Annotated in this window: 24 protein-coding genes and 1 pseudogene; 20 read left to right on the forward strand and 5 right to left on the reverse strand. The window is 62.7% G+C overall.

Features of this window, described 5'->3' with window-relative positions; genetic code table 11:
- From E7813_RS22780 to E7813_RS22810, 7 genes are all read left to right on the forward strand, one after another.
- Positions 1–703: FAD-dependent oxidoreductase (locus E7813_RS22780; protein ID WP_291577534.1), on the forward strand; the 703-nt coding region annotated here is incomplete at its 5' end.
- A gap of 15 nt (positions 704–718) precedes the next feature.
- Positions 719–1,960 carry a threonine synthase gene (locus tag E7813_RS22785; protein ID WP_291577535.1) on the forward strand — a complete coding sequence of 414 codons (1,242 nt, stop codon included), beginning with the start codon at positions 719–721 and terminating at the stop codon, positions 1,958–1,960.
- 41 nt (positions 1,961–2,001) lie between these two features.
- On the forward strand, positions 2,002–2,973 hold the full coding sequence (locus E7813_RS22790; protein WP_291577536.1) for a tripartite tricarboxylate transporter substrate binding protein BugD: 972 nt from the start codon (positions 2,002–2,004) through the stop codon (positions 2,971–2,973).
- A gap of 41 nt (positions 2,974–3,014) precedes the next feature.
- The gene (locus tag E7813_RS22795; protein WP_291577537.1) at positions 3,015–4,265 is read left to right on the forward strand and encodes a cytochrome P450; all 1,251 of its coding nucleotides are present in this window, start codon (positions 3,015–3,017) and stop codon (positions 4,263–4,265) included.
- A 161-nt stretch (positions 4,266–4,426) separates the two neighbouring features.
- Positions 4,427–4,555 (forward strand): hypothetical protein, encoded by a 129-nt coding sequence (locus tag E7813_RS22800; protein ID WP_291577538.1) that lies wholly within the window; start codon positions 4,427–4,429, stop codon positions 4,553–4,555.
- A gap of 284 nt (positions 4,556–4,839) precedes the next feature.
- On the forward strand, positions 4,840–6,564 hold the full coding sequence (gene ilvD, locus E7813_RS22805) for a dihydroxy-acid dehydratase (RefSeq protein ID WP_291577539.1): 1,725 nt from the start codon (positions 4,840–4,842) through the stop codon (positions 6,562–6,564).
- The gene (locus E7813_RS22810) at positions 6,551–7,369 is read left to right on the forward strand and encodes a tetratricopeptide repeat protein (protein WP_291577540.1); all 819 of its coding nucleotides are present in this window, start codon (positions 6,551–6,553) and stop codon (positions 7,367–7,369) included. Before ilvD ends, E7813_RS22810 begins: the two co-directional genes overlap by 14 nt.
- A 31-nt stretch (positions 7,370–7,400) precedes the next feature.
- Here the strand turns inward: E7813_RS22810 and xth are convergent, their stop codons facing one another.
- From xth to erpA, 3 genes are all read right to left on the reverse strand, one after another.
- Entirely contained in the window at positions 7,401–8,192 is a 792-nt protein-coding gene (gene xth, locus E7813_RS22815; RefSeq protein ID WP_291577541.1) for an exodeoxyribonuclease III, read from the reverse strand.
- Between the two features lie 88 nt (positions 8,193–8,280).
- A complete protein-coding gene (locus tag E7813_RS22820; RefSeq protein WP_291577542.1) occupies positions 8,281–8,982 on the reverse strand; it encodes a haloacid dehalogenase type II in 702 nt (233 codons plus the stop codon).
- Between the two features lie 153 nt (positions 8,983–9,135).
- Positions 9,136–9,465 (reverse strand): iron-sulfur cluster insertion protein ErpA, encoded by a 330-nt coding sequence (gene erpA / locus E7813_RS22825; RefSeq protein WP_291577543.1) that lies wholly within the window; start codon positions 9,463–9,465, stop codon positions 9,136–9,138.
- A gap of 103 nt (positions 9,466–9,568) precedes the next feature.
- Between erpA and E7813_RS22830 the strand changes: the two genes are divergently transcribed.
- From E7813_RS22830 to E7813_RS22880, 11 genes are all read left to right on the forward strand, one after another.
- Positions 9,569–10,777, forward strand: a complete 1,209-nt coding sequence (locus E7813_RS22830) for a deoxyguanosinetriphosphate triphosphohydrolase (protein WP_291577544.1) — start codon at positions 9,569–9,571, stop codon at positions 10,775–10,777.
- Positions 10,778–10,785: 8 nt separating this feature from the next.
- Entirely contained in the window at positions 10,786–12,579 is a 1,794-nt protein-coding gene (gene argS, locus E7813_RS22835) for an arginine--tRNA ligase (RefSeq protein ID WP_291577545.1), read from the forward strand.
- Between the two features lie 100 nt (positions 12,580–12,679).
- Positions 12,680–14,098 (forward strand): SPOR domain-containing protein, encoded by a 1,419-nt coding sequence (locus E7813_RS22840; protein ID WP_291577546.1) that lies wholly within the window; start codon positions 12,680–12,682, stop codon positions 14,096–14,098.
- Between the two features lie 46 nt (positions 14,099–14,144).
- Positions 14,145–15,173 (forward strand): beta-N-acetylhexosaminidase, encoded by a 1,029-nt coding sequence (gene nagZ, locus E7813_RS22845; RefSeq protein ID WP_291577547.1) that lies wholly within the window; start codon positions 14,145–14,147, stop codon positions 15,171–15,173.
- Positions 15,170–15,997: a ScpA family protein gene (locus E7813_RS22850; protein ID WP_291577548.1), complete on the forward strand. Its 828-nt coding sequence runs from the start codon at positions 15,170–15,172 to the stop codon at positions 15,995–15,997. The genes nagZ and E7813_RS22850 overlap by 4 nt, the downstream gene beginning before the upstream one ends.
- A gap of 24 nt (positions 15,998–16,021) precedes the next feature.
- Positions 16,022–16,738 (forward strand): SMC-Scp complex subunit ScpB, encoded by a 717-nt coding sequence (gene scpB, locus E7813_RS22855; protein ID WP_291577549.1) that lies wholly within the window; start codon positions 16,022–16,024, stop codon positions 16,736–16,738.
- Positions 16,739–16,904: 166 nt separating this feature from the next.
- Complete coding sequence (locus E7813_RS22860; RefSeq protein ID WP_291577550.1) at positions 16,905–17,141, forward strand: twin-arginine translocase TatA/TatE family subunit; 237 nt, start codon at positions 16,905–16,907, stop codon at positions 17,139–17,141.
- A 125-nt stretch (positions 17,142–17,266) separates the two neighbouring features.
- Complete coding sequence (gene tatB, locus E7813_RS22865) at positions 17,267–17,770, forward strand: Sec-independent protein translocase protein TatB (RefSeq protein ID WP_291577551.1); 504 nt, start codon at positions 17,267–17,269, stop codon at positions 17,768–17,770.
- Positions 17,767–18,591, forward strand: a complete 825-nt coding sequence (gene tatC / locus E7813_RS22870) for a twin-arginine translocase subunit TatC (RefSeq protein ID WP_291577552.1) — start codon at positions 17,767–17,769, stop codon at positions 18,589–18,591. Before tatB ends, tatC begins: the two co-directional genes overlap by 4 nt.
- Positions 18,592–18,738: 147 nt before the next feature.
- Complete coding sequence (gene serS / locus E7813_RS22875) at positions 18,739–20,130, forward strand: serine--tRNA ligase (protein WP_291577553.1); 1,392 nt, start codon at positions 18,739–18,741, stop codon at positions 20,128–20,130.
- 98 nt (positions 20,131–20,228) lie between these two features.
- Positions 20,229–20,615 (forward strand): hypothetical protein, encoded by a 387-nt coding sequence (locus E7813_RS22880; RefSeq protein WP_291577557.1) that lies wholly within the window; start codon positions 20,229–20,231, stop codon positions 20,613–20,615.
- Between the two features lie 58 nt (positions 20,616–20,673).
- On the opposite strand, the gene E7813_RS22885 is transcribed toward E7813_RS22880, so the two are convergent.
- Positions 20,674–23,370 (reverse strand): EAL domain-containing protein, encoded by a 2,697-nt coding sequence (locus E7813_RS22885; RefSeq protein WP_363331211.1) that lies wholly within the window; start codon positions 23,368–23,370, stop codon positions 20,674–20,676.
- Between the two features lie 323 nt (positions 23,371–23,693).
- Between E7813_RS22885 and surE the strand changes: the two genes are divergently transcribed.
- The gene (gene surE, locus E7813_RS22895) at positions 23,694–24,461 is read left to right on the forward strand and encodes a 5'/3'-nucleotidase SurE (protein ID WP_291577558.1); all 768 of its coding nucleotides are present in this window, start codon (positions 23,694–23,696) and stop codon (positions 24,459–24,461) included.
- A 98-nt stretch (positions 24,462–24,559) separates the two neighbouring features.
- Here surE and E7813_RS22900 read toward each other — a convergent pair whose 3' ends face one another.
- On the reverse strand, positions 24,560–24,937 hold the full coding sequence (locus E7813_RS22900) for a response regulator (RefSeq protein ID WP_291577556.1): 378 nt from the start codon (positions 24,935–24,937) through the stop codon (positions 24,560–24,562).
- Positions 24,938–25,217: 280 nt separating this feature from the next.
- On the opposite strand from E7813_RS22900, the pseudogene E7813_RS22905 reads away from it, so the two are divergent.
- Positions 25,218–25,462, forward strand: a pseudogene (locus E7813_RS22905) (protein-L-isoaspartate O-methyltransferase); the annotation flags it as partial.

Here is a 25,462-nt window from a genome sequence, read left to right on the forward strand (position 1 = left end):
CCTCACCAACACCAAGGTGACCAAGCTCGAGAAGAAGAGCGACAGCGTGGTCGCGACCATCGACGACGGCAAGAAGCCGCAGACGATCGAATTCGACCGGGTGATTTCAGCCGTCGGCGTCGTCGGCAATATCGAAAATCTCGGGCTGGAGAAACTCGGCGTCAAGACCGAGCGCGGCTGCGTCGTGATCGACGGTTACGGCAAGACCAATGTGCCCGGCATCTACGCCATCGGCGATGTCGCGGGACCGCCGATGCTGGCGCACAAGGCCGAGCACGAGGGCGTGGTCTGCATCGAAGCCATCAAGGGCCTGCATCCGCACGCCATGGACAAGCTGTTGATTCCCGGCTGCACCTATTGCAATCCGCAGGTGGCGTCGGTCGGTCTCACCGAGGCCAAAGCGAAAGAAGGCGGCCGTGAGGTTCGCGTCGGGCGCTTTCCGTTTGTCGGCAACGGCAAGGCGATCGCGCTCGGCGAGGATCAGGGGCTGGTCAAGGTGATCTTCGACAAGAAAACCGGCCAGTTGCTCGGCGCCCACATGATCGGCGCCGAGGTGACCGAACTGATCCAGGGCTATGTGGTTGCCATGAACCTCGAAACCACCGAAGAAGAGCTGATGCACACTGTGTTTCCGCATCCGACGTTGTCGGAGATGATGAAGGAAGCGGTGCTGGATGCCTATGGCCGCGTGCTGAATATCTAGAAAAAGCGAGAAACCGTGCAAGACAACGACAACCTGACCATCGAACGCCCGACCTTCGTGACGCATCTGGAATGCGCGATGGAAGGCGATCATTACCCTGCCGACCAGGTCCATAACCTCTCGAAAGCCGGCAAGCCGCTGCTGGTGCGCTATGATTTGGCCGGCGTGAAGAAGGCGCTGACCAAGCAAGCGCTGGCGGAGCGGCCCGCCGACCTCTGGCGTTACCGCGAGCTGCTGCCGGTGCGCAAAGTCGCCGACATCGTCAGCCTCGGCGAGGTGACGACGCCGTTGATCAGGTTGCCGAAACTGGCGAACAAGATCGGCGGCGGCGAGATCATCGTCAAAGATGAAGGACGGTTGCCGACCGGCTCGTTCAAGGCGCGCGGTCTGGTGATGGCGGTGTCGATGGGCAAGGCGCTCGGCATCAGGCACATGGCGATGCCGACCAACGGCAATGCCGGTGCGGCGCTTGCGGCCTACGCCACCCGATGCGGCATCAAGACCACGATCTTTTGTCCCGCCGACACGCCCGAAGTGAATGTCAGCGAGATCGAGCTGCAGGGCGCCACCGTCTATCGCGTCAACGGATTGATCGACGATTGCGGCAAGATCGTCGGTGAAGGCAAGGCGAAAGCCGGCTGGTTCGATACCTCGACGCTGAAAGAGCCCTATCGGATCGAGGGCAAGAAAACGATGGGGCTGGAGTTGTCCGAACAACTCGGTTGGGACGTCCCTGACGTGATCTTCTATCCGACCGGCGGCGGCACTGGCCTGATCGGGATGTGGAAGGCGTTCGCCGAACTCGAAGCCATCGGCTTCATCGGTTCGAGACGGCCGCGCATGGTCGCGGTGCAGGCGTCGGGCTGTGCGCCGATGGTGCGCGCTTTTGAGGCCGGCACCGAGCACGCGCCGCGCTGGGAAGACGCCCATACCATTGCTTCCGGCATCCGCGTGCCGCAGGCGATCGGAGATTTTCTCATTCTCCGCGCGGTGCGGCAGAGCAAGGGTTTTGCCATTGCCGTATCCGATGAGAAGATTTCGGCAGCATTGAACGAAGTGTCGCGCGAAGAAGGCCTGTTGCTGTGTCCGGAAGGGGCCGCGACCTATGCCGCCTACAAGCAGAGCCTGGCCGACGGCCGTGTTACCAAGAACGACCGCGTGATGTTGTTCAATTGCGCGACCGGGCTCAAATACCCGCTGCCGCCGGTCACCCGCACGCTCGATCGCCATGCGCCGATCGACTACCCCAAGCTTTGATTGAACAAACCTTGATTCTAACGGTTTCGATGGAGCGGTTGATGCGCAAAGTAATTCTGGCGACGTTGGGCGCGCTGTTGATGTCGGGCGGCAGCGCTCCGGCGCAAAATTATCCGTCGCATCCGATCACGCTTGTGGTGCCGTTTTCCGCCGGCGGGCCGACCGATGCGATGGCGCGGATCATGGCCGACGGAATGAAGACCGCGCTCGGCCAGAGCCTGCTGATCGAGAACGTGACCGGCGCGGGCGGCTCGATCGGCGTCGGACGCGTGGCGCGTGCCGCACCCGACGGCTACACCGTCAGCATCGGACATCTCGGCACCCATGTCGCCAATGGCGCGATCTACAAGCTCGATTACGACCTCGTGACCGACTTCGAACCGGTGGTGCTGCTGCCGAGCAATCCGATGATCTTCGTCAGCACCAACGCGGTCCCGGCCAAAACGCTCCCCGAATTGCTGGCGTGGATGAAGGCGCGGCCCAGCCCGCCGACGGCCGGGACCGCCGGCGCCGGGTCGGCCAGTCATGTTGCCGGGCTCTATTTCGAGAGCGTCACCGGGATCAAGCTGCAATTCGTGCCGTATCGCGGCACCGCACCGGCCATGACCGACCTCGTCGCCGGGCAAATCGAGGTGATCGTCGACCAGACCTCCAATTCCATCAATCAGGTGCGCGCCGGCACTATCCGCGCCTACGCCGTCACGGCCGAGAAGCGCGTTGAGACGGCGCCGGACATTCCGACCACCGATGAGGCGGGCCTGCCGGAATTTCACATGTCGCTGTGGTCCGGCCTGTGGGTGCCGAAGGGTACGCCGAAAGACATCGTCGCAAAACTCAACGCCGCGGCGGTGGACGCCATGAACGACCCGGTCGTGCGCAAGAAGTTTGAGAACCTGGGGCTGCAAATGCCGCCGAAGGACCAACTCGCTCCGGAGGCGCTCGGCGCCTTGCAGAAGTCCGAGATCACGAAATGGTGGCCGATGCTCAAGGCCGCCAACGTCAAGATGGAGTAATTCGCCGCAGTGATGCCCAGCTTGTGGCGCAGGGAACGCTGATGACGATCGATGCAGACTTCGCCAGCCAGGACTACTTTCGCAATCCCGCCGCCGCGATCGAGAAGCTTCGCGCGAAAGGCCCGGTTGTCGAGGTGCGTTTCCCGCTGGTCGGCAAGGTCTGGACGCCTACCACGCAGGCGCTCGCCGATCAGGTGTTGAAGGACTCCGCGACGTTCGCCATTCGCAAGGACGACGGCAAGATCGCCGGCGTTCCCTGGTGGATGCCGCTGATCCTGCGCACGTTCACCAACAGCATGCTGTCGATGGACGATCCGGATCACAAGCGGTTGCGCGATATCGTGGACGAGGCGTTTCGTCGCCGCGCCGTGCTCGACATGGAGCCGCATATCCGCGCCACCGGCGATCAACTCGCCGACGAACTGTTCGCGGAAGGAAGCCCGGCCGATCTCGCGGCGCGCTACGCGCGCAAGCTGCCACTGTCGGTGATTTGCGAACTTCTCGGGTTGCCGCTTGCCGACCGGCCCAAATTCATAGCCTGGGGCGGCGGCTTCACCCGCTTCACCGGCACGCTCGGTTTGCTCGGTTTGATCCCGAACATGCTCGCCATGAAGCGCTATATCGAACGGCACCTCGAGACCGTTCGCCGGCAGGGCGGCGAAGGGCTGATCGCCGAGATCGTGCGCGTCGAGAAGGATGGCGGACAGATCAGCCGCGACGAAATCGTCGCCATGGTCTTCCTGTTGCTGATTGCCGGGCACGAGACCACCACGCACCTCATCAGCGGCTCGGTGCATGAGCTTCTGAAAAATCCCGATCTGCGCAACTGGCTCGAAGAGGACTGGAGCCGCGTCGATCTGGCGGTAGAGGAGTTTCTGCGGTTCCTCACGCCGGTGCAGTTCACCAAGCCACGCTTCGTGCGCAAAGACGTCGAACTCGGCGGTGTGCGGCTGCGAAAGGGGGAGAGGATCATGGTCATGCTGGCGGCCGCCAACATGGATCCTTTGGCAAATTCTCGTCCGGAACTGCTCGATCTGCGGAGAAAGCCGAACCACATCGCCTTCGGCACCGGCATCCATTTTTGCCTCGGTCATCAACTGGCGCGTCTTGAAGGCCGCTGCGCCCTCAAATCCCTGTTCCAGCGCTGGCCCGCATTGACGCTCGCGGTGGATGAGCAGGACATTACCTGGCGCAAACGACCCGGCATCCGCGCGATCGACCGCTTGCCGGTCAAACCCGGCCGCGAAAGTCCAGGCGCCGATGTGGCGCTCGACCACGCCGCCGTGGCGTGATGAATCTCTAGCCGAAAAAATTTTTGAGCAAAAAGCTTGCTCGCCGCATCGTGATGGGCGGCGCGGTAATAACCGAGCCTGACCGTCGCTATCTCCAGAACACAGGCCGGGCGCGAAGCATGTCATGCTCCGCGAGCCCGCCGGAATTTCGGGAGATGAAAATGCGAAAGACGATTCTAACACTCGGAACGGCGCTGATCGCCTTGTCGGCGGTGCAGCCGGAGTGGCCAGGCTATGGTTACGGCGACGGTTATTATAGCCGCGGCTTTTCGGCCCCCGCCGGTCGTTGAACCCCGAGGCACGGAGAAAGGCCGGTCGCAGCGACCGGACTTTTTCTTGCGGGGTCCCATGATTGCGCCAAAGGGTTGCCGAGCCGCAACGAATGTTGCCGGCCGGCAACACTTAGTGAACATTTAGTGCGCAACCGGGCTGGCGCTTGCCTGCGCCGCTTTTTAGCCACACCCCTCCATGAAATCATTCCTTCGTAGGCTGAATGGCCACAGCGCTCGCGAAGGCGATGGGAAATACAGCTTTTCCCGGGACCAAAGCAGCTGGCTGGGGAAACAGGTTTTCGATGGACGCCAAGACCAGCATCAAGAAGCGACTGCCGAGCCGTCACGTGACGGAGGGGCCGGAACGGGCACCCCATCGCTCGTATCTCTATGCCATGGGGCTGACCACCGAGCAGATCCACCAGCCCTTCGTCGGCGTCGCGTCCTGCTGGAACGAAGCCGCACCGTGCAATATCTCGCTGATGCGCCAGGCCCAAGCGGTCAAGAAGGGGGTCGCTTCCGCTGGCGGCACTCCCCGGGAATTCTGCACCATCACCGTGACCGACGGTATCGCGATGGGCCATGACGGCATGCGCTCGTCGCTGCCGTCGCGCGAATGCATTGCCGACTCGGTCGAACTGACCGTCCGCGGCCATGCCTACGATGCCCTGGTCGGCCTTGCCGGTTGCGACAAGTCGTTGCCGGGCATGATGATGGCGATGGTCCGGCTCAACGTGCCCTCGATCTTCATCTACGGCGGCTCGATCCTCCCCGGCAATTTCCGCGGCCAGCAGGTCACGGTGCAGGACATGTTCGAAGCCGTCGGCAAGCATTCGGTCGGCGATATGTCGGACGCCGATCTGGACGAAATCGAGCGGGTGGCTTGCCCGTCGGCCGGCGCGTGCGGCGCACAATTCACCGCCAACACCATGGCGACGGTATCGGAGGCCATTGGGCTGGCGCTGCCCTATTCGGCCGGAGCGCCGGCGCCTTACGAAATCCGCGACGCCTTCTGCACGACCGCGGGCGAAAAAGTCATGGAGCTGATCGCGGCCAATATCCGTCCCCGCGACATCGTCACGCGGCGTGCCCTGGAGAATGCCGCAGCGGTGGTGGCGGCGTCCGGCGGGTCGACCAATGCTGCGCTGCACCTGCCGGCCATCGCGCACGAATGCGGGATCAAGTTCGACCTGTTCGACGTGGCCGAAATCTTCAAAAAGACACCGTATGTCGCGGATTTGAAGCCGGGCGGTCGTTATGTCGCCAAAGACATGTTCGAGGTTGGCGGAATACCGCTTTTGATGAAAACGCTGCTCGATCACGGCCATCTGCACGGCGACTGTTTGACAGTCACGGGCCGGACCATCGCGGAAAATCTCAAGAGCGTGAAATGGAATCCACACCAGGATGTGGTGAGGTCTGCCGACAAGCCGATCACCGTTACCGGTGGCGTCGTCGGCCTGAAAGGGAATCTCGCGCCCGCGGGCGCGATCGTGAAGGTCGCTGGCATGTCGAACCTCAGATTTACCGGCCCGGCACGGTGCTTCGACCGTGAAGAGGATGCCTTCGAGGCGGTTCAGAAGAAGACCTACAGGGAAGGCGAGGTCATCGTGATCCGCTATGAGGGGCCGCGCGGCGGTCCTGGCATGCGGGAAATGCTTTCGACCACGGCGGCGCTGACCGGGCAGGGCATGGGCGGCAAGATCGCCCTGATCACCGACGGCCGGTTCTCCGGCGCCACCCGCGGGTTCTGTATCGGCCATGTCGGGCCGGAAGCAGCCGTTGGCGGCCCGATCGGGCTGCTCCGGGACGGCGATATCATCGAAATCGACGCCGAGACCGGGACACTTAACGTAAAGTTGACCGACGCGGAGCTGTCTGAACGTAAGACTAAATGGAAGCCTCGCGAGACCAATCATACGTCAGGCGCGTTGTGGAAATACGCCCAACAGGTTGGGCCGGCGGTGGATGGTGCCGTTACCCATCCGGGCGGCGCGCACGAGAAACAGTGTTATGCGGATATCTGAGCGTATCCTTTTTGCGTTGATTTTGGGGGCCACGCCGGTGGCCGTCCCGGCATTGGCCTTCGACGGCGCGCCGGTGAACCAGGATACCGCCATCCCCGTGGTTTCGGCCCAGCCGGGTGCCGTGGGTGCGCTCAAGAAGGCGATCCCGCCGTCCGGGTCCGATACCGAGCTGACTTCGCTGCAATACGCCGCCGAAGGCGGTCATCCGATCGCGCAATGGAAATTGGGCCGGATGTACGCCGATGGCGATGGCGTCAGGCAGAACGATCTGCTCGCCTTCGACTATTTCAGCCGCATCGCCAATGCCCACGCCGAGGATAGCCCGTCGGCGCCGCAGGCGCCGATCGTCGCCAACGCCTTTGTCGCGCTGGGGCGGTATTACCTCAACGGCATTCCCAATACCAAGATCACGTCCGACCCGGAGCGGGCGCGGGAGATGTTCTCTTACGCCGCGTCGTATTTCGGCAATGCCGACGCGCAATACGATCTGGCCCGGCTCTATCTCAAGAGCGCCGGCTCGTCGCGGGATGATTTCCGCTATGGCGCGCGCTGGCTCGGCCTTGCCGCCCAGAAGGGCCAGCATCAGGCGCAGGCGATGCTCGGCCAGATGCTGTTCAACGGCGAGCAGCTGCCCCGTCAGGCCGCCCGGGGGCTGATGTGGCTGACGCTGGCGCGCGACAGTGCCACGCCGGATGAGGCCTGGATCAAGGAAAGCTACAACAAGGCGATCGCCAAGGCGTCCGACGATGACCGTGCGATGGCGCTGCAGATGCTCGAGCACTGGGTGCAGGGCCGCAGGGATTGATTTAGGCGCGAGCCACCTGTGGATGGCGCGATCATACCGCCTCAAGATCCAGATCGATCCACACCGGCACATGGTCCGACGGCTTTTCCCAGGCCCGCACATAACTGTCGATGCCGGCATCGATCAGCCGGTCGCTGGCCTGCGGCGATAGCAGCAGGTGATCGATGCGCAGGCCGTGGTTCTTTTGCCAGGCGCCTGCTTGGTAGTCCCAGAAAGTGTACTGGCCGGGCGCGTCGGTGACGGCGCGCAAGGCATCGGTCAGCCCGAGCCCGAGCAGGGTCTGAAAGCTCTCGCGGGTCTCGGACCTGAACAGCGCGTCGTTGACCCAGGCGGCCGGGTTGTGAACGTCCTGGGCTGCCGGAATGACGTTGAAATCGCCCGCCAATATCAGCGGCTCCTCGGTTTTCAGCCGATCTCTTGAATACTCAAGAAGCCGCGACATCCATTTGAGTTTATAGGGATATTTATCGGTTTCGGGCGGGTTGCCGTTGGGCAGATAAAGGCAGGCTATCCTGAGTACGCCACGCTTTAGCGTAACCACGCCTTCCAGAAACCGGGCGTGAACGTCTTCCTCGTCGCCGGCAAGCCGCGGCGTGGTTTCGTCGAATGGCAGCTTCGACAACAGCGCCACCCCGTTGAAGGTCTTCTGGCCGTGAGTGACGACGTTGTAGCCGAGCGCCTCGATCGCCTCGCGCGGAAACGCCTCATCGACGCATTTGATTTCCTGCAGGCAGACGATGTCGGGCGAGCAATCCTTCAGCCACGCCAGCAAAGGGTCGAGCCGCTGCCGGATCGAATTGACGTTCCAGGTGGCGATGCGCATGCGAAGGTTTCCACTCGATAACCGCAAATCCGGCTCGCGGGCTTACCATAGGCGGCTCGGCGAGGTCGAGAACCGGCGGGCCTCCGTCTCAGACAATCGAATCGGCAAGTTCTTTCATGGATGGAACGAAGATATCCGGGTGGTGAGGCGTGATGCCGAACGGCCGGCTGCGGCGGTCGATGAACGCCGTACGCATGCCGGCGGACTTCGCGCCGATACAATCGAAGGCGTGATTGGCGATGAACAGGATCTGATCCGGCGCGAGGCCGACCAGTTCGGCCGCCTTGGTATAGGTGGCCACATGCGGTTTGAAGGAATTTGCTTCCGCGACCGAGATGACGCGATCGAACGGTATTTTATGGAAACGCTTGGCTGTCTCGAGCATGTCCGGATCGCCGTTTGAAAGCACGACAAGCCTGTATCTGGTCTGCAGCCTCGCAAGGGCTTCCGGCACTTCCGGGAACGGCTTCAGCTTCTCGATTTCTCCGACCAGATAGCGGACCTCATCCATGGTGAATTCGATGCCGGCGCGGTCCATGACATGTGCAACGGAACGATGACCGATCTCCCTGTACGGCGTGTGCTCCCGATGCAGCAGCGCGTCGATCATGGAATTCTCGAAATGGGTCCGCCGCCACCAGGTCACGAAGGAGTTAGGGTCGCCCTTCCATCCCTTATCCTTCAGAAACGGCGCCGCGATGGCCGTCAATCCGGACTGCATGTCGACGACGGTCCCGTACTGATCGAACATGCATACTTTGACGTTGGCTTTGACGGCTTCGTTGCTCACGTCATTTCTCCCGTGGTGCTTTGCCGGATCGAGCGCGCCGGTTCTTATGGATTTGCTTTCTCCGGTTATTCATCATGCGAATGCCAGCGGAGGGCCGCCATGGTGGGCAAGGTCGCTTGCAGGAGAATGCAGCTGGCGGTTCGGCGATCTTGTTCAGATCGAAAAACTAGTGCCGCAGCCGCACGAGGCGGTGGCGTTGGGATTGACCACCCGGAACGAGGCGCCGATCAGGTCGTCGACAAAATCGACTTCCGAGCCCGCCAGAAACGGCACCGAAGCCGGATCGACCAGCACCACGGCGCTATCGCGCGCGATCACGAGGTCGTCCTCGGCCCGCGCGCGTTCGACGTCGAACTTGTACTGAAAGCCCGAGCATCCGCCGCCCTCGACGCTGATGCGCAGCATGGCGCCGTCGCCTTCCGTTTTGAGGATTTCCCCGATCCGGCGGGCCGCCCGCTCGCTGATGGTGACGGCTGTGGTCATGTCAGATGTCTCCGGGCCATAGCCAAATTATCTGGTATCCGGCCCCAAGCATAGTTAAGTGCGCCAGGCAGCGGAATCAAACCTTTAAGGGGATTAATACACCGTGTCGGTCGGAATGGCTGCTCCTCGCTCCGCCTATGCCTGCGACCCCGATCGCAGCCGCGGGCGGCTGTTCGTGGAACCGCCGAGCAAGACCCGCAGCCCGTTCCGGCGCGATTGCGACCGGGTGATCCATTCCACCGCCTTTCGCCGCCTGATGCACAAAACCCAGGTGTTCGTGTCCCACGAAGGCGATCATTACCGTACCCGGCTGACCCACACCCTGGAGGTGGCGCAGATTGCCCGCGCGCTGGCCCGCCAGCTCGGTCTCGACGAGGACCTGACGGAAACGCTGGCGCTGGCGCATGACCTTGGCCATCCCCCGTTCGGTCATGCCGGCGAGCGGGCGCTGGATGCCTGTCTGCAAGCCCATGGCGGCTTCGACCACAACGCGCAGACCCTGCGCGTGGTGACGTCGCTGGAGCATCGCTATCCCGATTTCAACGGCCTCAACCTGACCTGGGAATCGCTGGAGGGCATCGTCAAGCATAACGGTCCGCTGATCGACAAAAGCGGCAGGCCGACCGGGCGTTACCGGGAGCGCGGGGTTCCCATCGGGATTTCCACATACAACCAGAAATACGATCTCGAATTATGGAGCTTTGCCTCGCTGGAGGCGCAGGTTGCCGCGATCTCGGACGATATCGCCTATGACGCCCACGATATCGACGACGGGCTGCGCGCCGGGCTGTTCACGGTGGACGATCTGAAAGTGATGCCGCTGACGGCGGCCATGATCGCGGAGATCGACCGCAGCTATCCCGGTCTCGACGAGAGCAGACGCGGCGCCGAACTGGTGCGCGAATTGATCTCCTATCTGATCGAGGCGGCGACCTCCGAAGCGCACCGGCGGCTGGATGCCGCCAGGCCGGTTTCCGCCAATGACGTTCGCAGGCAAGGCCAGCTGCTGATCGCATTTCCCCCCGATGCCGCGGAGGCCGAGGCCGGCATCAAGGGGTTCCTGAAACTGAGGATGTACCGGCATGAACGGGTGATGCGGGTGATGGACGAGGCCGAACAGATCCTGTTCGACCTGTTTGCGCGCTATCAGCGCGTGCCGGGCGATCTGCCGGCCGAGTGGCTGCCGGCGCACGGCGCGGACAATGAGACGGAAACGGCGCGCCGGATCGGCAATTTCATTGCCGGGATGACCGACCGCTTCGCGATCAACGAGCATCAACGGCTTTTTGACTCGACCCCCGAATTACGTTAGGCGGCGCCATGGTCGATCAAGCCTCACCGCCGCATCTTTTCGCCGACGTGCTGGCCCGCGTGCATGCGGTGTGCGGCGCGCTGGCAAAAGAAGGCGGATGGCCCGCCGGCATCGATCTTTCCCGGATCGTGGTCGAACCGCCGCGCGATCCCTCGCATGGCGATATGGCGACCAATGCCGCGATGGTGCTGGCCAAGGAGGCCAGGACCAAGCCGCGCGATCTCGCCGAGGCGATCGCGGCAAGGCTGCGCGCCGACGAATTGATTGCTTCGGTCGATATCGCCGGTCCCGGTTTTATCAACCTGGCCTTGAAAGCGTCGGTCTGGTCGGATGCACTGCGCACCGTGCTGCGGCAAGGCGATGCCTATGGGCGCAGCGCCGTTGGGGCTGCCGAGAAGGTCAACGTCGAATACGTCTCGGCCAATCCGACCGGGCCGATGCATGTCGGTCACTGTCGCGGCGCGGTGTTCGGCGATGCCCTGGCAAGCCTGCTTTCATTCGCCGGCTACGATGTCACGCGCGAATATTACATCAACGATGCAGGGGCGCAGGTCGACGTGCTCGCGCGCTCGGCATTCCTCAGGTATCGCGAGGCGCTCGGCGAGCACATCGGGGAAATGCCGGAAGGACTCTATCCCGGAGATTACCTCAAGCCCGTGGGAAAAGTGTTGGCCGGAACTTTTGCGGGGACACTTCGAGATCAATCCGAAAGTGAATGGCTGCCCGTTGTGCGGCTCGTTGCCGTCAATGCAATGATGGAAATGATCCGGAACGATCTGGCCAGCTTGAAGATCAGTCAGGACTGTTTTTTCTCAGAGCGGTCGCTGATCGACGGTGACATCGATCAGGTCGCCGCAACAATCGATTTCCTCCGCGCCAAGGGCGATGTCTACGAAGGCCGCCTGCCGCCGCCCAAGGGCGGCCCGGTCGAGGATTACGAGGATCGCGAGCAGACGTTGTTTCGCGCCACCGCCTACGGCGACGATGTCGATCGTCCCCTGATGAAGTCGGACGGCTCCTATACCTATTTCGCCTCCGATATCGCCTATCACAAGAACAAGTTCGACCGCGGCTTTCGCAACCTGGTCGATGTCTGGGGCGCCGATCACGGCGGCTACATCAAGCGCGTGCAGGCGGCGATCAAGGCAGTGACGTCGGGAAAGGCCACCCTCGACGTCAAGATCGTGCAGCTCGTCAAGCTGTTGCGCAACGGCGAGCCGGTGAAGATGTCGAAACGCTCCGGCGATTTCGTCACCTTGCGCGAGGTGGTCGACGAGGTCGGCTCGGACGCGGTGCGGTTCATGATGCTGTTCCGCAAGAACGACGCGGTGCTGGATTTCGACCTTGCCAAGGTGATCGAGCAGTCCAAGGACAACGCGGTATTCTACGTGCAGTACGGTCACGCCCGCGGTCACTCGGTGTTCCGCAACGCCCGCGAGGTCATCCCCGGCTTGCCGGAGGACGCCGAAGCGCGGGCGGCGTACCTCGCCGATGCGGCGGTGGAGCGGCTGACCGACCCGGCGGAACTGGATCTGCTGCGGCGGCTGGCGCTCTACCCCCGGATGATCGAAGCGGCCGCGGTGGCACATGAGCCCCACCGAATCGCTTTTTACCTCTATGATCTTGCCAGCGAATTTCACGCGCTGTGGACGAGGGGGCGCGATTTGCCCTATTTACGCTTCATTATCAATAATGATGCAGACATGACAAAGGCGCGGCTGGCGTTGGTCCAGGGCGTCGTTTCGGTTCTGGCGTCGGGCTTGGCCGTTCTTGGGGTCCATGCTCCGGACGAGATGCGATAAGGGGCATTCCTGACACGGGGACTGTGGGGGCATCTGGCAGCGGTTGGTTCGTTGGTACGAAACGAGTTAGCGGCTTTCCCGAAGGGGACGCATCATCACGATGGCTGATCGATATCAGGACAGACCTTTTCCCGCGCACGACGATTACGCGGAAGACGATTACGATCGCAGCAACCACCAGCACGCTTCCGCAAGGGCGGAGAGCGATCCGTTGGCCGAGCTCGCCCGGCTGATCGGTCAGACCGATCAGTTTGCGATCGGCCGGGCCAACGTGACGCCGCGTAGCGCCGCGCGCGATCAGTACCAGCCGCCGGAGCCCGTTGACGATGGCCCGCCCGCGGGACCGCCGCCATGGATGCAACGCGCTAACCGGCAGCCAGTCCCGCAGCAGGAGCAACCGAGCCCGGTGCATCCGCTGCATCGCTATGCAACCCCGCTCGCTACGCCGGAGCCGCACTATCAGCCGGCGGCGCCGTTCGCTGACGATGATCAGGAGTCCGATCCGTCGCGTTATGACGAAGCGCTGTACGGCCAGATCGCCACCGGCGAGGAAGCCCACGATCCGGCCTATGCGGATGACGCCTATGCCTATCAGGACGGCTATGACGAAGGCGCCGAAGGGCCGGCGCGCAAGCGTGGCGGCGGCATGATGACCGTTGGGGTCATCCTTGCGCTGGCGGTATTGGGGACTGGTGGCGCGTTTGCCTACCGCACCTATTATATCGGATCGCAGCGCAGCGGCGACGCGCCGATCATCAAGGCTGACCCGTCGCCGACCAAGATCATTCCGCCCGGCGATGGGGCTGGCAAGGTGCCGGACCGGCTGGCGGCAGGCGATGGCACCGAGAAGATCGTTCCGCGTGAAGAAGTGCCCGTCGACATCAATGCCAATCCCGGTCCGCGCGTGGTGTTCCCGCCGTTGAACCAGGGCGGCAATCCGCCGATGGCAGTGGTGGGCGCCGCTCCGCCCGCGGCCCCGCCGGCGATCATCCCGAATGGCCTGCAGCCGGGCACCGAGCCGCGAAAGATCAAGACCTTTGCCGTCACGGGCGATCCGACCAACGGGGGAGTTCCCCCCGGAGCTATGGCAAAACCAGCGCCGGCGGTGCGCCCGGTTGCCCCCCGAACGCCGGCAGCCCCGGCACCGGCGGCCAATGCACCGCTGTCGCTGTCGCCGCAGGGTGCCCAGCCGGCTCCGGTTGCCGAGCCCCATACCCGGGTCGCAGCCGTTGCCCCAGTTCCAGCCCCGGCCGCGCCCACCGGCGGTGGTGGCGGCTATCTGGTGCAGGTCTCCTCGCAGCGCAACGAGGCCGACGCCCAGGCCTCGTTCAAGGCCTTGCAGGGCAAGTTCCCGACCGTGCTGGGATCGCACTCGCCGGTGATCAAGCGCGCCGATCTCGGCGACAAGGGCGTCTACTATCGCGCCATGGTCGGCCCGTTCGGGTCGCCCGAGGAGGCGTCGCAGTTCTGCGGCAGCCTGAAAACCGCCGGCGGACAGTGCGTCGTCCAAAGGAATTAACCGCCGTTTCCTTGACCCTCGTGGCAGCTGCGGCTAATCGGCCGGCATGAGCAGGCGCGCATTCATTACGGGCGTATCCGGATTGGAACTCAGCGCCGCCGAGCGTGAATTTATCCGCTCGGAACGGCCCTGGGGCCTTATTCTATTCAAGCGGAATATCGAGACGGCCGCACAAGTCGCTAGTCTTGTTGGCGAATTTCGCGAGGAGATTGGCGATGCGGACGCGCCGGTCCTGGTTGACCAGGAGGGTGGTCGGGTCCAGCGCTTCGGACCGCCGCATTGGCCGTCCTACCCGCCGGGAGCCATGTTCGGTGCGCTCTACGATATCGATCCGGCGTTGGGCCTCACCGCGGCCCGGTTGAGCGCGCGGCTGATCGCAGCCGACCTGACGGAGGTCGGCGTCACCGTGGATTGCCTGCCGCTGGCGGATGTGCCGGCGGCCGGCGCCGATGCCGTGATCGGCAACCGCGCCTATGGAACCGAGCCGGCCAAGGTGGCGGTGATCGCGCGCGCAGTGACACGAGGGCTGGAACAGGGCGGCGTGTTGCCGGTTCTCAAGCACATTCCCGGGCATGGACGGGCGACCGCGGATACCCATTTCAGGCTTCCGCGAGTGGACAACCCGGAAACGGAACTGGAGCGGACCGATTTCGCGGCATTCCGGCCGCTGGCGGACCTGCCGATGGCGATGACTGCGCATGTTGTGTTTAGCGCGCTTGATGCTGTCCAACCGGCGACGACTTCTGCGACAATCATCCGGCAGGTGATTCGTGGCGTGATCGGGTTCCAGGGCTTGTTGATGAGTGATGATGTGTCCATGAACGCGTTGGCCGGATCGATCGCCGAGCGCACGCGATCGATTTTCGGCGCCGGTTGCGACATGGTCCTGCATTGCAACGGCAAGCTCGACGAAATGCGTGAGGTCGCCGCCGAGACGCCGGAATTGTTGGGCCATGCATTGGAACGCGCCCGCCGGGCGCTGGCCTCGCGTGGGGCGCCGCAGCCGTTCGATCGGCAGGCGGCGCGGGCTGAACTGGATGCGTTGATCGCTCGGGCAGGGATGACAGGCGCATGAGCGCGGAGATTCTATCGTTTGAAACCGGCCGGCCGGCCGATTTCGCCGCCGACGAACCTGCGCTGGTCGTCGATGTCGAGGGCTATGAAGGCCCGCTCGATTTGCTGCTGGCGCTGGCGCGACAGCAAAAGGTCGATCTCGCCAGGATTTCCATCCTGGCGCTGGCCGATCAGTACCTGGTGTTCATCGAGGCGGCGCGGAAAATCCGCCTCGAGCTTGCCGCCGACTATCTGGTGATGGCGGCATGGCTGGCGTTTTTGAAATCGCGATTGCTACTGCCTGAACCGCCAAACGCGGACGGGCCGAGCGCGGAGGAGATGGCGACGGCTCTCGCCAATCGGCTGCGCCGGCTGGAGGCGATCCGCGAGGCGTCGAACCGGCTGATGAACCGCCCGCAATTGCAGCGCGACATCTTTCCGCGCGGCGAGCCGGAATCGATCGCCGAAATCCGGCACCCCAGGTTCACCGCAACCCTGTTCGACCTGCTCACCGCCTATGCCGCGCAGCGCCAGCAGCGCGTGCTGGCGAGCGTGCATCTGGCCAAACGCACGGTGTGGTCGCTGACCGAAGCCCGGGCCTCGCTGGAGCGGTTGGTTGGAATGGCCGAGGACTGGAGCCGGCTCGATGAGTACCTGATCAATTACGTCGTCGATCCCTCGCAAAAAGCCACGGTGTTCGCGTCCAGTTTCGCCGCCGCCCTGGAAATGGTCAGGGAAGGCGCGGTTGAACTGCACCAGAAGCAGGCGTTCGCGCCGCTGTATTTTCGTAAACGCCCTCCACAGACATTCGACGCGATGGCCGCGCCGGATTTGCCGGTCGAATAAATCAAGGAAGAAGGAACCCGAGCCATGGCAAGCCTGGCGGAAAAACGCAAAGCCGATGTCGAGGAGGGGCCTGTGGACCCACGCGCGCGGCCGGAGGAACTGCGGCTGCTGGAAGCACTGCTGTTCGCTTCCTCCGAGCCGCTCGATCAGACCGCGCTTGCCAAGCGGATGCCTGACGGCGTCGACATCAAGGCGGCGTTGGCACAACTGCAGGCGGAATACGCCTCGCGCGGCGTCAATCTGGTTCGCGTCGCCAACAAATGGACCTTCCGCACCGCGGGCGATCTGTCCTGGCTGATGACCCGGGAAAGCACCGAGACCCGGCGATTATCGCGCGCGGCGATCGAAATGCTGGCCATCATCGCCTACCACCAGCCGGTCACCCGCGCCGAGATCGAGGAAATCCGCGGCGTGATCACCTCCAAGGGGACGCTGGATGTGCTGTTGGAAACCGGCTGGATCCGCCCGCGCGGCCGCCGCAAGACGCCGGGTCGGCCGCTGACCTTCGGCACCACGGAAGCCTTCCTGTCGCAGTTCAGCCTGGAGGCGCTGAGCGATCTACCCGGCCTCGAAGAGTTGAAAGGGACGGGCCTGCTGGATTCCCGACTGCCGTCCGGCTTCAGCGTTCCGGCACCTTCCGATGATCCGGCCTTGCGCGATGATGAGGAGCCGCTGGAGATCGGCGACCTGGAACTCGCATTGGCTCCCGCCGTGGAGCCCGAAAAGGACGACGGGAACTGATATCGTAACCGGTGCGGCACTCCGCCGGCGCCAATTAACGGTAGCGGCAATGCGTCGCGCAATCGGCGATATCGCGGGCCCTAAGTCCTTGTTTTTGACACCTCCTGAGCCTACTTTCCGGGAAGATTGAGGCCGGGTTGGTCTCGCGTGTTTGGAGGGATGCAGGATGGGTTCGCTTAGCATTTGGCACTGGATCGTCGTGATCGCAGTCGTCCTGCTGTTGTTCGGGCGCGGCAAGATTTCGGACCTGATGGGCGACGTCGCCCAGGGCATCAAGGCCTTCAAGAAGGGCATGCAGGACGATGAGAAGACGGCGGAAAAGCCCGAACCCGTAAAGACGATCGACCATAACGCCACGCCGTCCACGGCAGCGCGATCGGATGTCGGCAGCAAGGCTGTCTGACCCGGAAGTCCTGGCTTACGCCGGTGGCAGAGCCGTCGGCTGCGCGTTGATCTTGCGATCGCCTTGCGGCAAGACCGGTTGAGGAAGACGCGGGGTCAAATGGCCTCGCGCGAGCGGAAACTCTCATGTTCGACATCGGGTGGAGTGAACTGGTCCTCATCGCGGTTGTCGCGCTGATCGCCATCGGCCCGAAGGAATTGCCGGGCGTGCTGCGCATGGTCGGGCAATGGATGGGCAAGGCGCGCAAGATGGCCGCCGAATTCCAGGGCCAGTTCCAGGAAGCCATGCGGGAAGCCGAAATGGCCGACCTCAAGAAATCCTTCGACGATATCAAGGAGGCCGCCTCCGGCCTGACCGACAACAACATCATGACCTCCCTGCAAAAGGACGTCGGCGACGCCCTCAATATCGGCGACAAGCCCTCCGTATCGGCAGCCGAGACGTCGGCGACAGGCGACATGCCGGTGATCCCGAGCACGCCGGAAGCGCCGATACCGGAAACCTTCTCCGAGGCCGACGCCCACGCGCTGGCCGGCGAGCCTCTGGCGATCGCCAGGGAAGTCCAGCCTGCGCCAGCCGCCCCTGAACTCCCGACCCCCGAAATCCCACGGGACGCCAAAGCGTCATGAGCGCCGAGGACATTGAGGCCAGCAAGGCGCCGCTGATGGATCACCTGATCGAGCTGCGCTCGCGGCTGATCAAGGCGCTATTGGCGTTCGGGGTCGCCTTCATCTTCTGCTTCTTCTTCGCCAAACAGATCTACAACGTGCTGGTGTGGCCGTATGTGTGGGTCGCCGGCGCCGAGAATGCGAAATTCATCTACACCGCGCTGCTGGAATATTTCCTGACCCAGTTGAAGCTGGCGCTGTTCGGCGCCGGTTTCATTTCCTTTCCCATCGTGGCGACGCAGATCTACAAGTTCGTGGCGCCCGGCCTCTACAAGCACGAGCGCGGCGCATTCCTTCCCTATCTGATCGCGACGCCGGTTTTCTTCGTGCTGGGATCGATGCTGGTCTATTTCGTTGTGATGCCGATGCTGTCGCGGTTCTCGCTCGGCATGCAGCAGGCCGCGGGTGCGGAGACCGCGCAGATCCAGTTGCTGCCGAAGGTCGGCGAATACCTGTCGCTGATGATGTCGCTGATCTTCGCGTTCGGTATCGCGTTCCAGTTGCCGGTGATCCTGACGCTGCTGGGCCGGATCGGGATCATCACCTCGAAGCAGCTCCGCGAGAAGCGCCGCTATTTCATCGTGGTCGCCTTCATCATCGCCGCGGTGCTGACGCCGCCCGACGTTCTCAGCCAGTCCTCGCTCGCGCTGCCGCTATTGGCGCTCTACGAAGGTTCGATCATCGCGGTCGCCATGGTGGAGAAAAAGGCCGCCGCGGCGAAAGCCGCCGCCACCGCCCCGCCCGCAACCCCGCCGCCGCCCGAAGCCAATCCGGCGGAGTAGGGCGGAGCGCCGTATTTTCCTTATGATCGGCTGCACACTGCCTGTGATTCGTGATGCCCGGGCTTGACCCTGGCATCCACGACTTGTTCTAAGGCAGCAAAGACGTGGATGGCCGGGACAAGCCGGCCATGACGCAGGAATACCGTCATGCACGACATCAAATGGATTCGCGACAATCCCGACGCTTTCGACGCCGCGCTGAAACGGCGTGGATTGCAGCCGCTCTCCGCGTCGCTGCTGGCGATCGACGAGAAGCGGCGTGCGGCGATCATGGCGTCCGAGCAGGCGCAGGCGCGGCGCAATTCCGCCTCGAAGGAAATCGGCGACGCCAAGAAGGCCAAGGACGACGCGCGCGCCGGCAAATTGATGGCAGAAGTCGCCGAGCTCAAGACCACGATGCCGCAGTTGGAAGCCGCGGCCAAGGCGGCGGACGAACGGCTTGCCGGGGAATTAGCAGCGATTCCGAACCTGCCGGCGAGTGACGTACCCGAGGGCGTCGACGAGCACGGCAATGTGCAGCGGCATGTTTTTGATGCGATACGCAACTATCCGTTCACACCGAAGCCGCATGACGATCTCGGCGGCACGCTCGGCATGATGGATTTCGAGACCGCGGCGAAACTAAGCGGCGCGCGCTTCGTCGTGCTGAAAAAGGGTCTTGCGCGGCTGGAGCGTGCGATCGGGCAGTTCATGCTCGATCTGCATACCAACGAGCACGGTTATACCGAGATTAATCCGCCATTGCTGGTGCGCGACGACGTGATGTTCGGCACGGGGCAATTGCCGAAGTTTGAGGATGATCAATTTTGGGCGGTCAAAGGTGAATTCCTAGGTGCCGTGGACGAGGGCGCTGTTGCAGAAACCGATCGCATTGAAGCGCAAATGATGTACGCGGGACGTCTAGGGAAGCTAAGGAACGAACGTCTCGGGCTCATCCCCACCGCCGAAGTCCCGCTGACAAACCTCGTTCGCGAATCCATCCTCGACGCGAAAGAACTGCCAATGCGCCTGACCGCGCTGACGCCGTGTTTTCGCGCCGAAGCCGGGGCTGCCGGGCGCGATACCCGCGGCATGATCCGCCAGCATCAATTCACAAAAGTCGAGCTGGTCTCGATCACGACGCCCGACAAGAGCAGGGACGAGCATGAGCGCATGCTTTCCTGCGCCGAGGAAGTGCTGCGGCGGCTCGACCTGCATTACCGGGTGATGACGCTGTGCGGCGGCGATATGGGCTTTGCGGCGGAGAAGACCTACGACATCGAGGTCTGGATGCCCGGGCAGGGCGAGAACGGCGCTTACCGGGAAATCTCGAGCTGCTCCGTGTGCGGCGATTTCCAGGCCCGGCGCATGGATGCGCGCTATCGCGCCGACGACGGCAAGCCGCATTTCGTGCATACGCTCAATGGCTCCGGCACGGCGGTCGGCCGCGCGCTGATCGCCGTGATGGAAACCTATCAGCAGGAAGACGGCTCGATCGCGGTGCCCGAGGTGCTGCAGCCCTACATGGGCGGGGTGAAGGTGGTCGAGCGAGACAGATAATTTACCCTGGCTTGCTATCATGTGGGTTTGCGAAGACGCCACCCTTCGATATCCTGCCTGGACCTGCGATGAAGCCGTTGAAGCGAACGAAAAAGAAGATGCCCTTGCATCGCGACATCTTTTGGGTCGGCAAGCAGTGGGCTGTCACCGGCTATGGCATGCAGGCGATCGATCAAAAGCTGAAAGGCAAATTCGATATCGAGGCCGCACGTCTTTGGGACGACGATTTACCGGACGCGCTGAGCGACGAAAAATGGTTCAATATCAAGGATTTCGATAAAGGACTTGCCGTCGCCCGCAAGCATTATCCGGAGCCGCCGCGGAAAGCCCCGCCCGCTGCTGCCGAGCGGCAGGACCCCAAGAAAGCGAAAGACAAGCCGAAGGAAAACCCTGCTCCGGCCCCTGCCGTCCTGGCGATGCACCTGGAAGGCTGTCGCGCAAAATTTCTGCCGACCTGGCGCATCCGCGCGCGTTCGCCGCGCTGACGCCAAGCGGCGATTCATTGTTGCTGGCCTCGACCTGAACCCGCCTTGCGTCGCCGCTTCAGGCTACCGCGACCAGTTGCGCGCGCGGCGAACGGAAAAGCTGTTTCAATTCCGCCGCCGGCTTCGCCGCACTGAACAGGAAACCCTGCATCTCGGTGCAGCCGAGCGTGCGCAGCAGGTCCAGTTGCGCTTGCGTTTCGACGCCTTCCGCCGTGGTCGTCATGTTGCGGGCGGCGGCGATATTCACCACAGCCTGCACGATGCTGGCGGAACCGTTCGGTTCTGCGATGTTGGTCACGAAGCAGCGGTCGATCTTGATCTTGTCGAACGGAAAGCGCTGCAGGTAGCTCAGCGACGAATAGCCGGTACCGAAATCGTCCAGCGAGATGCGTACGCCGATTTCGCGAAGCTGGTGCAGGATTGCGAGTGCGGCCTCGTCGTCGCGAATGAGCACCGTCTCGGTGATCTCCAGTTCGAGCCGCCCCGCGGAAAGACCTGATGCCGCCAGGGCTGCGATGGTCTTCAGCGCGAAAGTGTCGCTCTTGAACTGCGCCGGCGAAACGTTGACCGCAAGCTTGATATTGCCGGGCCAGCTCGCGGCTTCCGCGCAGGCCGTCGTAAGTACCCATTCGCCGATCTGGCCGATCAGGCCGGTCTCTTCCGCCACCGGGATGAATTCGGCCGGCGGGATCATGCCGCGCTCCGGATGGTTCCAGCGCAGCAGGGCTTCGCAGCCGGTGATCCGGTTGTCACGCAGGTTGATGAAGGGCTGGTAGTGCACCTCGAGCCCGCCATCCAATATCGCCTGGCGCAGATCCATCTCGAGCACCCGGCGTGCCTTCACGCGTGCGTCCATTTCCGGCGCGAAGAAACGCCAAATACGGCGTCCCGCGGCCTTGGCGTCATACATCGCCAGATCGGCGTTCTTCAGGATTTGGTCGAGATCGGCACCATGCTGCGGCGCCAGGGCAATGCCGATGCTGGCGTCGGTGGAGACCTGGTGGCCGAGACATTCGTTGGGCGCGCGGATCGCGCCGTAAATCCGGTTTAACAGGTCGATGACGTCAGCCGGATCCTTGACCGCGGTCTGGATGATGGCGAATTCATCGCCGCCCAGCCGGGCAACGAAGTCGGTCGCCCTGATGCAGCGGCTTAAACTTGCCGCCACCGATTTCAGCAACTCATCGCCGATCAGATGCCCGAGCGTGTCGTTGACGCTCTTGAATTCGTCGATATCGATGTAGAGCACGGCCAGTTGTTCGCCTGGCTCGATCCGCGCCATTTGTTTTTCAAGATAATCTCGGAACAGCGTCCGGTTCGGCAGATCGGTCAGGGCGTCATAATGCGCCAGATGGGTGATCCGCTCTTCGGCTCGCCTGCGTTCGGTGATGTCCTCGTGCGTGGTCACCCATCCGCCACCGAGCAGCGGCCGGTTGACGATCTGGATCGAGCGTCCATCCGCGGTGTCCACGACGCTGCGGGTGATTTTGCCGACCGCCACGTTGCGCAGGACGTTGGCACAGAAACTGTCCACCTCGCCCTTGAAAGACCCGGTCTGCTTTCGATAGGCGATGAGATCGCGAAAGCTGTAGCCGGACTTCACCACGTCGGACGACAAGCCATACATTTCGATGTAGCGCCGGTTGCAGACGATCAACCGCTCCGATGAATCGTACAGCAGAAGGCCTTGCGTCATGTTGTTGATGGCGACGTCGAGCCGCTGCTTTTCCAGCATCAGTTCCTGCTCTGAGAGCCGGTGTTGCTGCGACAATTTCCTGACCACGAGGACCAGGATGACGACGATCACCAGCATGAAGAGCCCGGCTGCCCCGATCAAGGACCGGATTTGCTCGCGCCAGTCGGCGAGCGCCGCCACTACAGTCCTGGTCGCCGTTATCACAAGAGGAAAAGAACTCAACTGACGGGCCGATGCCAGCTGGTCCTTGCCATCCAGACGGCTGGTCAGGTGCAACGTCCCATAGTCGGCGTTCGACAGCACGTTCTGGAACAACTGGCTGGATTTGAAATTTTGCCCAATCATCGAGTCGAGGTGGGGATAGCGGGCCAACAGCGTTCCATCGCGATGGAACATGGAAATCACCGCGTCGTCTCCAAGCGCCAGGGAGGCGAAAAACTTTTCGAAACTAGTAGCCTCGACGCCGCGTCCGATCGCCCCCAGGAATTCTCCGCTCGGTCCGGTCACCTTGTGGGCGAGAACGGTGGTCCAGGCGCCGGTGATACGGCTATGCACCGCCTCGACCAGCAATTCGGGCGATTGATCGTCCGATTTGAACGCCTTGAAATAGGGCCGGTCGCCGACGCGGACGTCCGGCACCGGCCAGACGCCCGAAGAATTGATCAGTTTTCCGTCGGCGTCGAAAATGTTGATGCCGCCGACATATTTCAGCGCATTCATCTTAGCTTCGAGCATCTCATGGATGTCGAGTCCGGACATTCGACGATTGTAATCTTCGCGGGTTGCGATCCCGCTGGAATGGATGTGCGAGATGATGTCTTTTTCAACGAATTCGAGATCTTCGAATTGCTGATCGAAGTGGCGGGCCAGCAGCAGCACGGTGTTTTCCAGCTCGCGTTTGCTGCCGTCCAGCGCGCGCTCACGGAAATTACCGACCATGACCGCTGTCCCGGTCGCGATGGCCATGATCAGCAGCATGCCGCCAAGGATCAGCCAGCGAATCGGACTTTCCCGAACCGGCGATCTGACATCAAACGAATCGATCTTGTTGGTCGCCATTCGGCTCCGGCCGGTATGCGAATGATCCAATGCAATTTCTGCATGACCCAATACCAAAGCCATGAACAAAAGTTGTGCTTAGAGGCGGCATTGCGAATTCCGGTAAAGGATGGGTTAAGGCCGGATCCGATAGCCGCGGATTATCAGGATGCGACGGCGGCGCGGCTGATGTCACGGGTTTGGCCGGCTTGGCAGATTGTACCGGGGATCAGGGGAATTTCAGCTGGATTTGCCGGGTTTGCCTCCACCGCCCGCGCGGGATAAAGACGGCTCTGCCGACGATGGCCGGGATCGAGTTTAATTCAAGAGGGCGCGTGACGCGGATGCGGATTCTCTGCACCAATGACGATGGCATCCATGCCCCCGGCCTGAAGGTTGTCGAGGAGATCGCCCGGGCGTTGTCCGACGACGTCTGGATCGTGGCGCCCGAACTCGATCAGTCCGGCGTCTCGCACTCGCTGTCCTTGAACGATCCCTTGCGGTTGCGCGAAGTCGGCCCGCGGCATTTCGCGGTGCGGGGTACGCCGACGGATTGCGTGATCATGGGGGCACGCCACATCCTCGGCGAGACCATGCCGGACCTCGTGCTGTCGGGCGTCAACAAGGGCCGCAACGTCGCGGAAGATGTGGTCTATTCGGGCACCATTGCCGGGGCGCTGGAAGGCACCATTCTCGGGATTCCGTCATTCGCGTTGTCGCAGGAATTCAGCATGGAGACCCGCCATGCGCCGCTATGGGAGACCGCGGTGAAATTCGGCCCCGAGATCCTGCGCAAGGTGATGTCAGCCGGGATCCCGAAGAACACCGTGATCAATGTCAACTTTCCCGCCTGTGCGCCCGCCGATGTCATTGGCGTGCGGGTGACGCGGCAGGGCAAGCGCAATCTCGGTTTTCTCAAGGTCGACCAGCGCCGCGACGGCCGCGGCAATCCGTATTTCTGGATCGGGTTCGAGCGGGCGGCGATGATAGACACGCCGGCCGAGGGCACCGATCTCGCCGCGCTGGCCGCGCGCTACGTTTCAGTCACGCCGCTGCGTCTCGACCGCACCGACGATGAATTCTCGCAGGCGCTGACGGCGACGCTGAAATAGGATTTGCGGGCGGGCAGCCATCCTTCGAGGCTCGCGACTGCGCGTACCTCGGGATGCCATCGACCGGACAACTGTCAATTCGGTCTGCGCGGGAAATTCTAGACCGTAGCGCCCTTGAGCGCAGTTTCGATCATCCGCCCCAGGGTCTCGATCTGGAATGGTTTCTGCAGCGCCGGGCGGTCGCGGTATTCTTCCGGGAGTCCCGACGAGCCATAGCCGGTCGCGAAGATGAACGGACGATTGCGCGCCTTGATAAGTTGGGCGACCGGCGAAATAACCTTGCCGTTGACGTTGACGTCGAGAATGGCGAGGTCGAAGTCGGCCGATTGCGCCAGCTTGATCGCCTCGCCGATCTCGCCGGCTTCGGCGGCGACGCGGTAGCCGAGCTCGGCCAGCATGTCGGCGACCATCATCCTGATCATGACCTCGTCTTCGACGAGGAACACAGAACCGCCCGGCGGCCGCGTTGCAGTCATGATGGAATCCTTGCCCTTCCCAACTCAGGTTCGCAAATAAGGCCACGCGGCGCAATGTCAACGTGCGCGAACACCGGACCCGGCGGTTCCGGATTGGTGCGCTCGTCACGTTAAAAACACGATTGATTGACCGATCCTCAACGCCAGCGTGTAAAAGGAGGGTTCCGCTACGGGTGCACGATCTGAGGGAATTTTTCCCTTAAGATGGCAGTCCAGATCTCGCCAACTTGTTCCGAGGAACCGCGCTAGACTACGCTACCAATCGCCCTACGAGGTTGCGATGCCTGCCAGCCAAAATCCGCCGGAAAAGATGATGTTCCAGCTCAACCTGCGGCGGCGCGGGATCAGCGACCAGACCGTGCTGCGCGCCATGGAAGACATCCCGCGCGACATTTTCGTCGAGGCCGGCGACCGCGCCGATGCCTGGCGCGACAGCGCGCTTGGCATCGCCTGCGGGCAAACCATCAGCCAGCCGTTCGTGGTGGCCTATATGACCGAACAGTTGCAGGTCCGGCCCGAACATCG

The sequence above is a fragment of the Bradyrhizobium sp. genome, assembly GCF_004799405.1.
Lineage (GTDB): Bacteria > Pseudomonadota > Alphaproteobacteria > Rhizobiales > Xanthobacteraceae > Bradyrhizobium.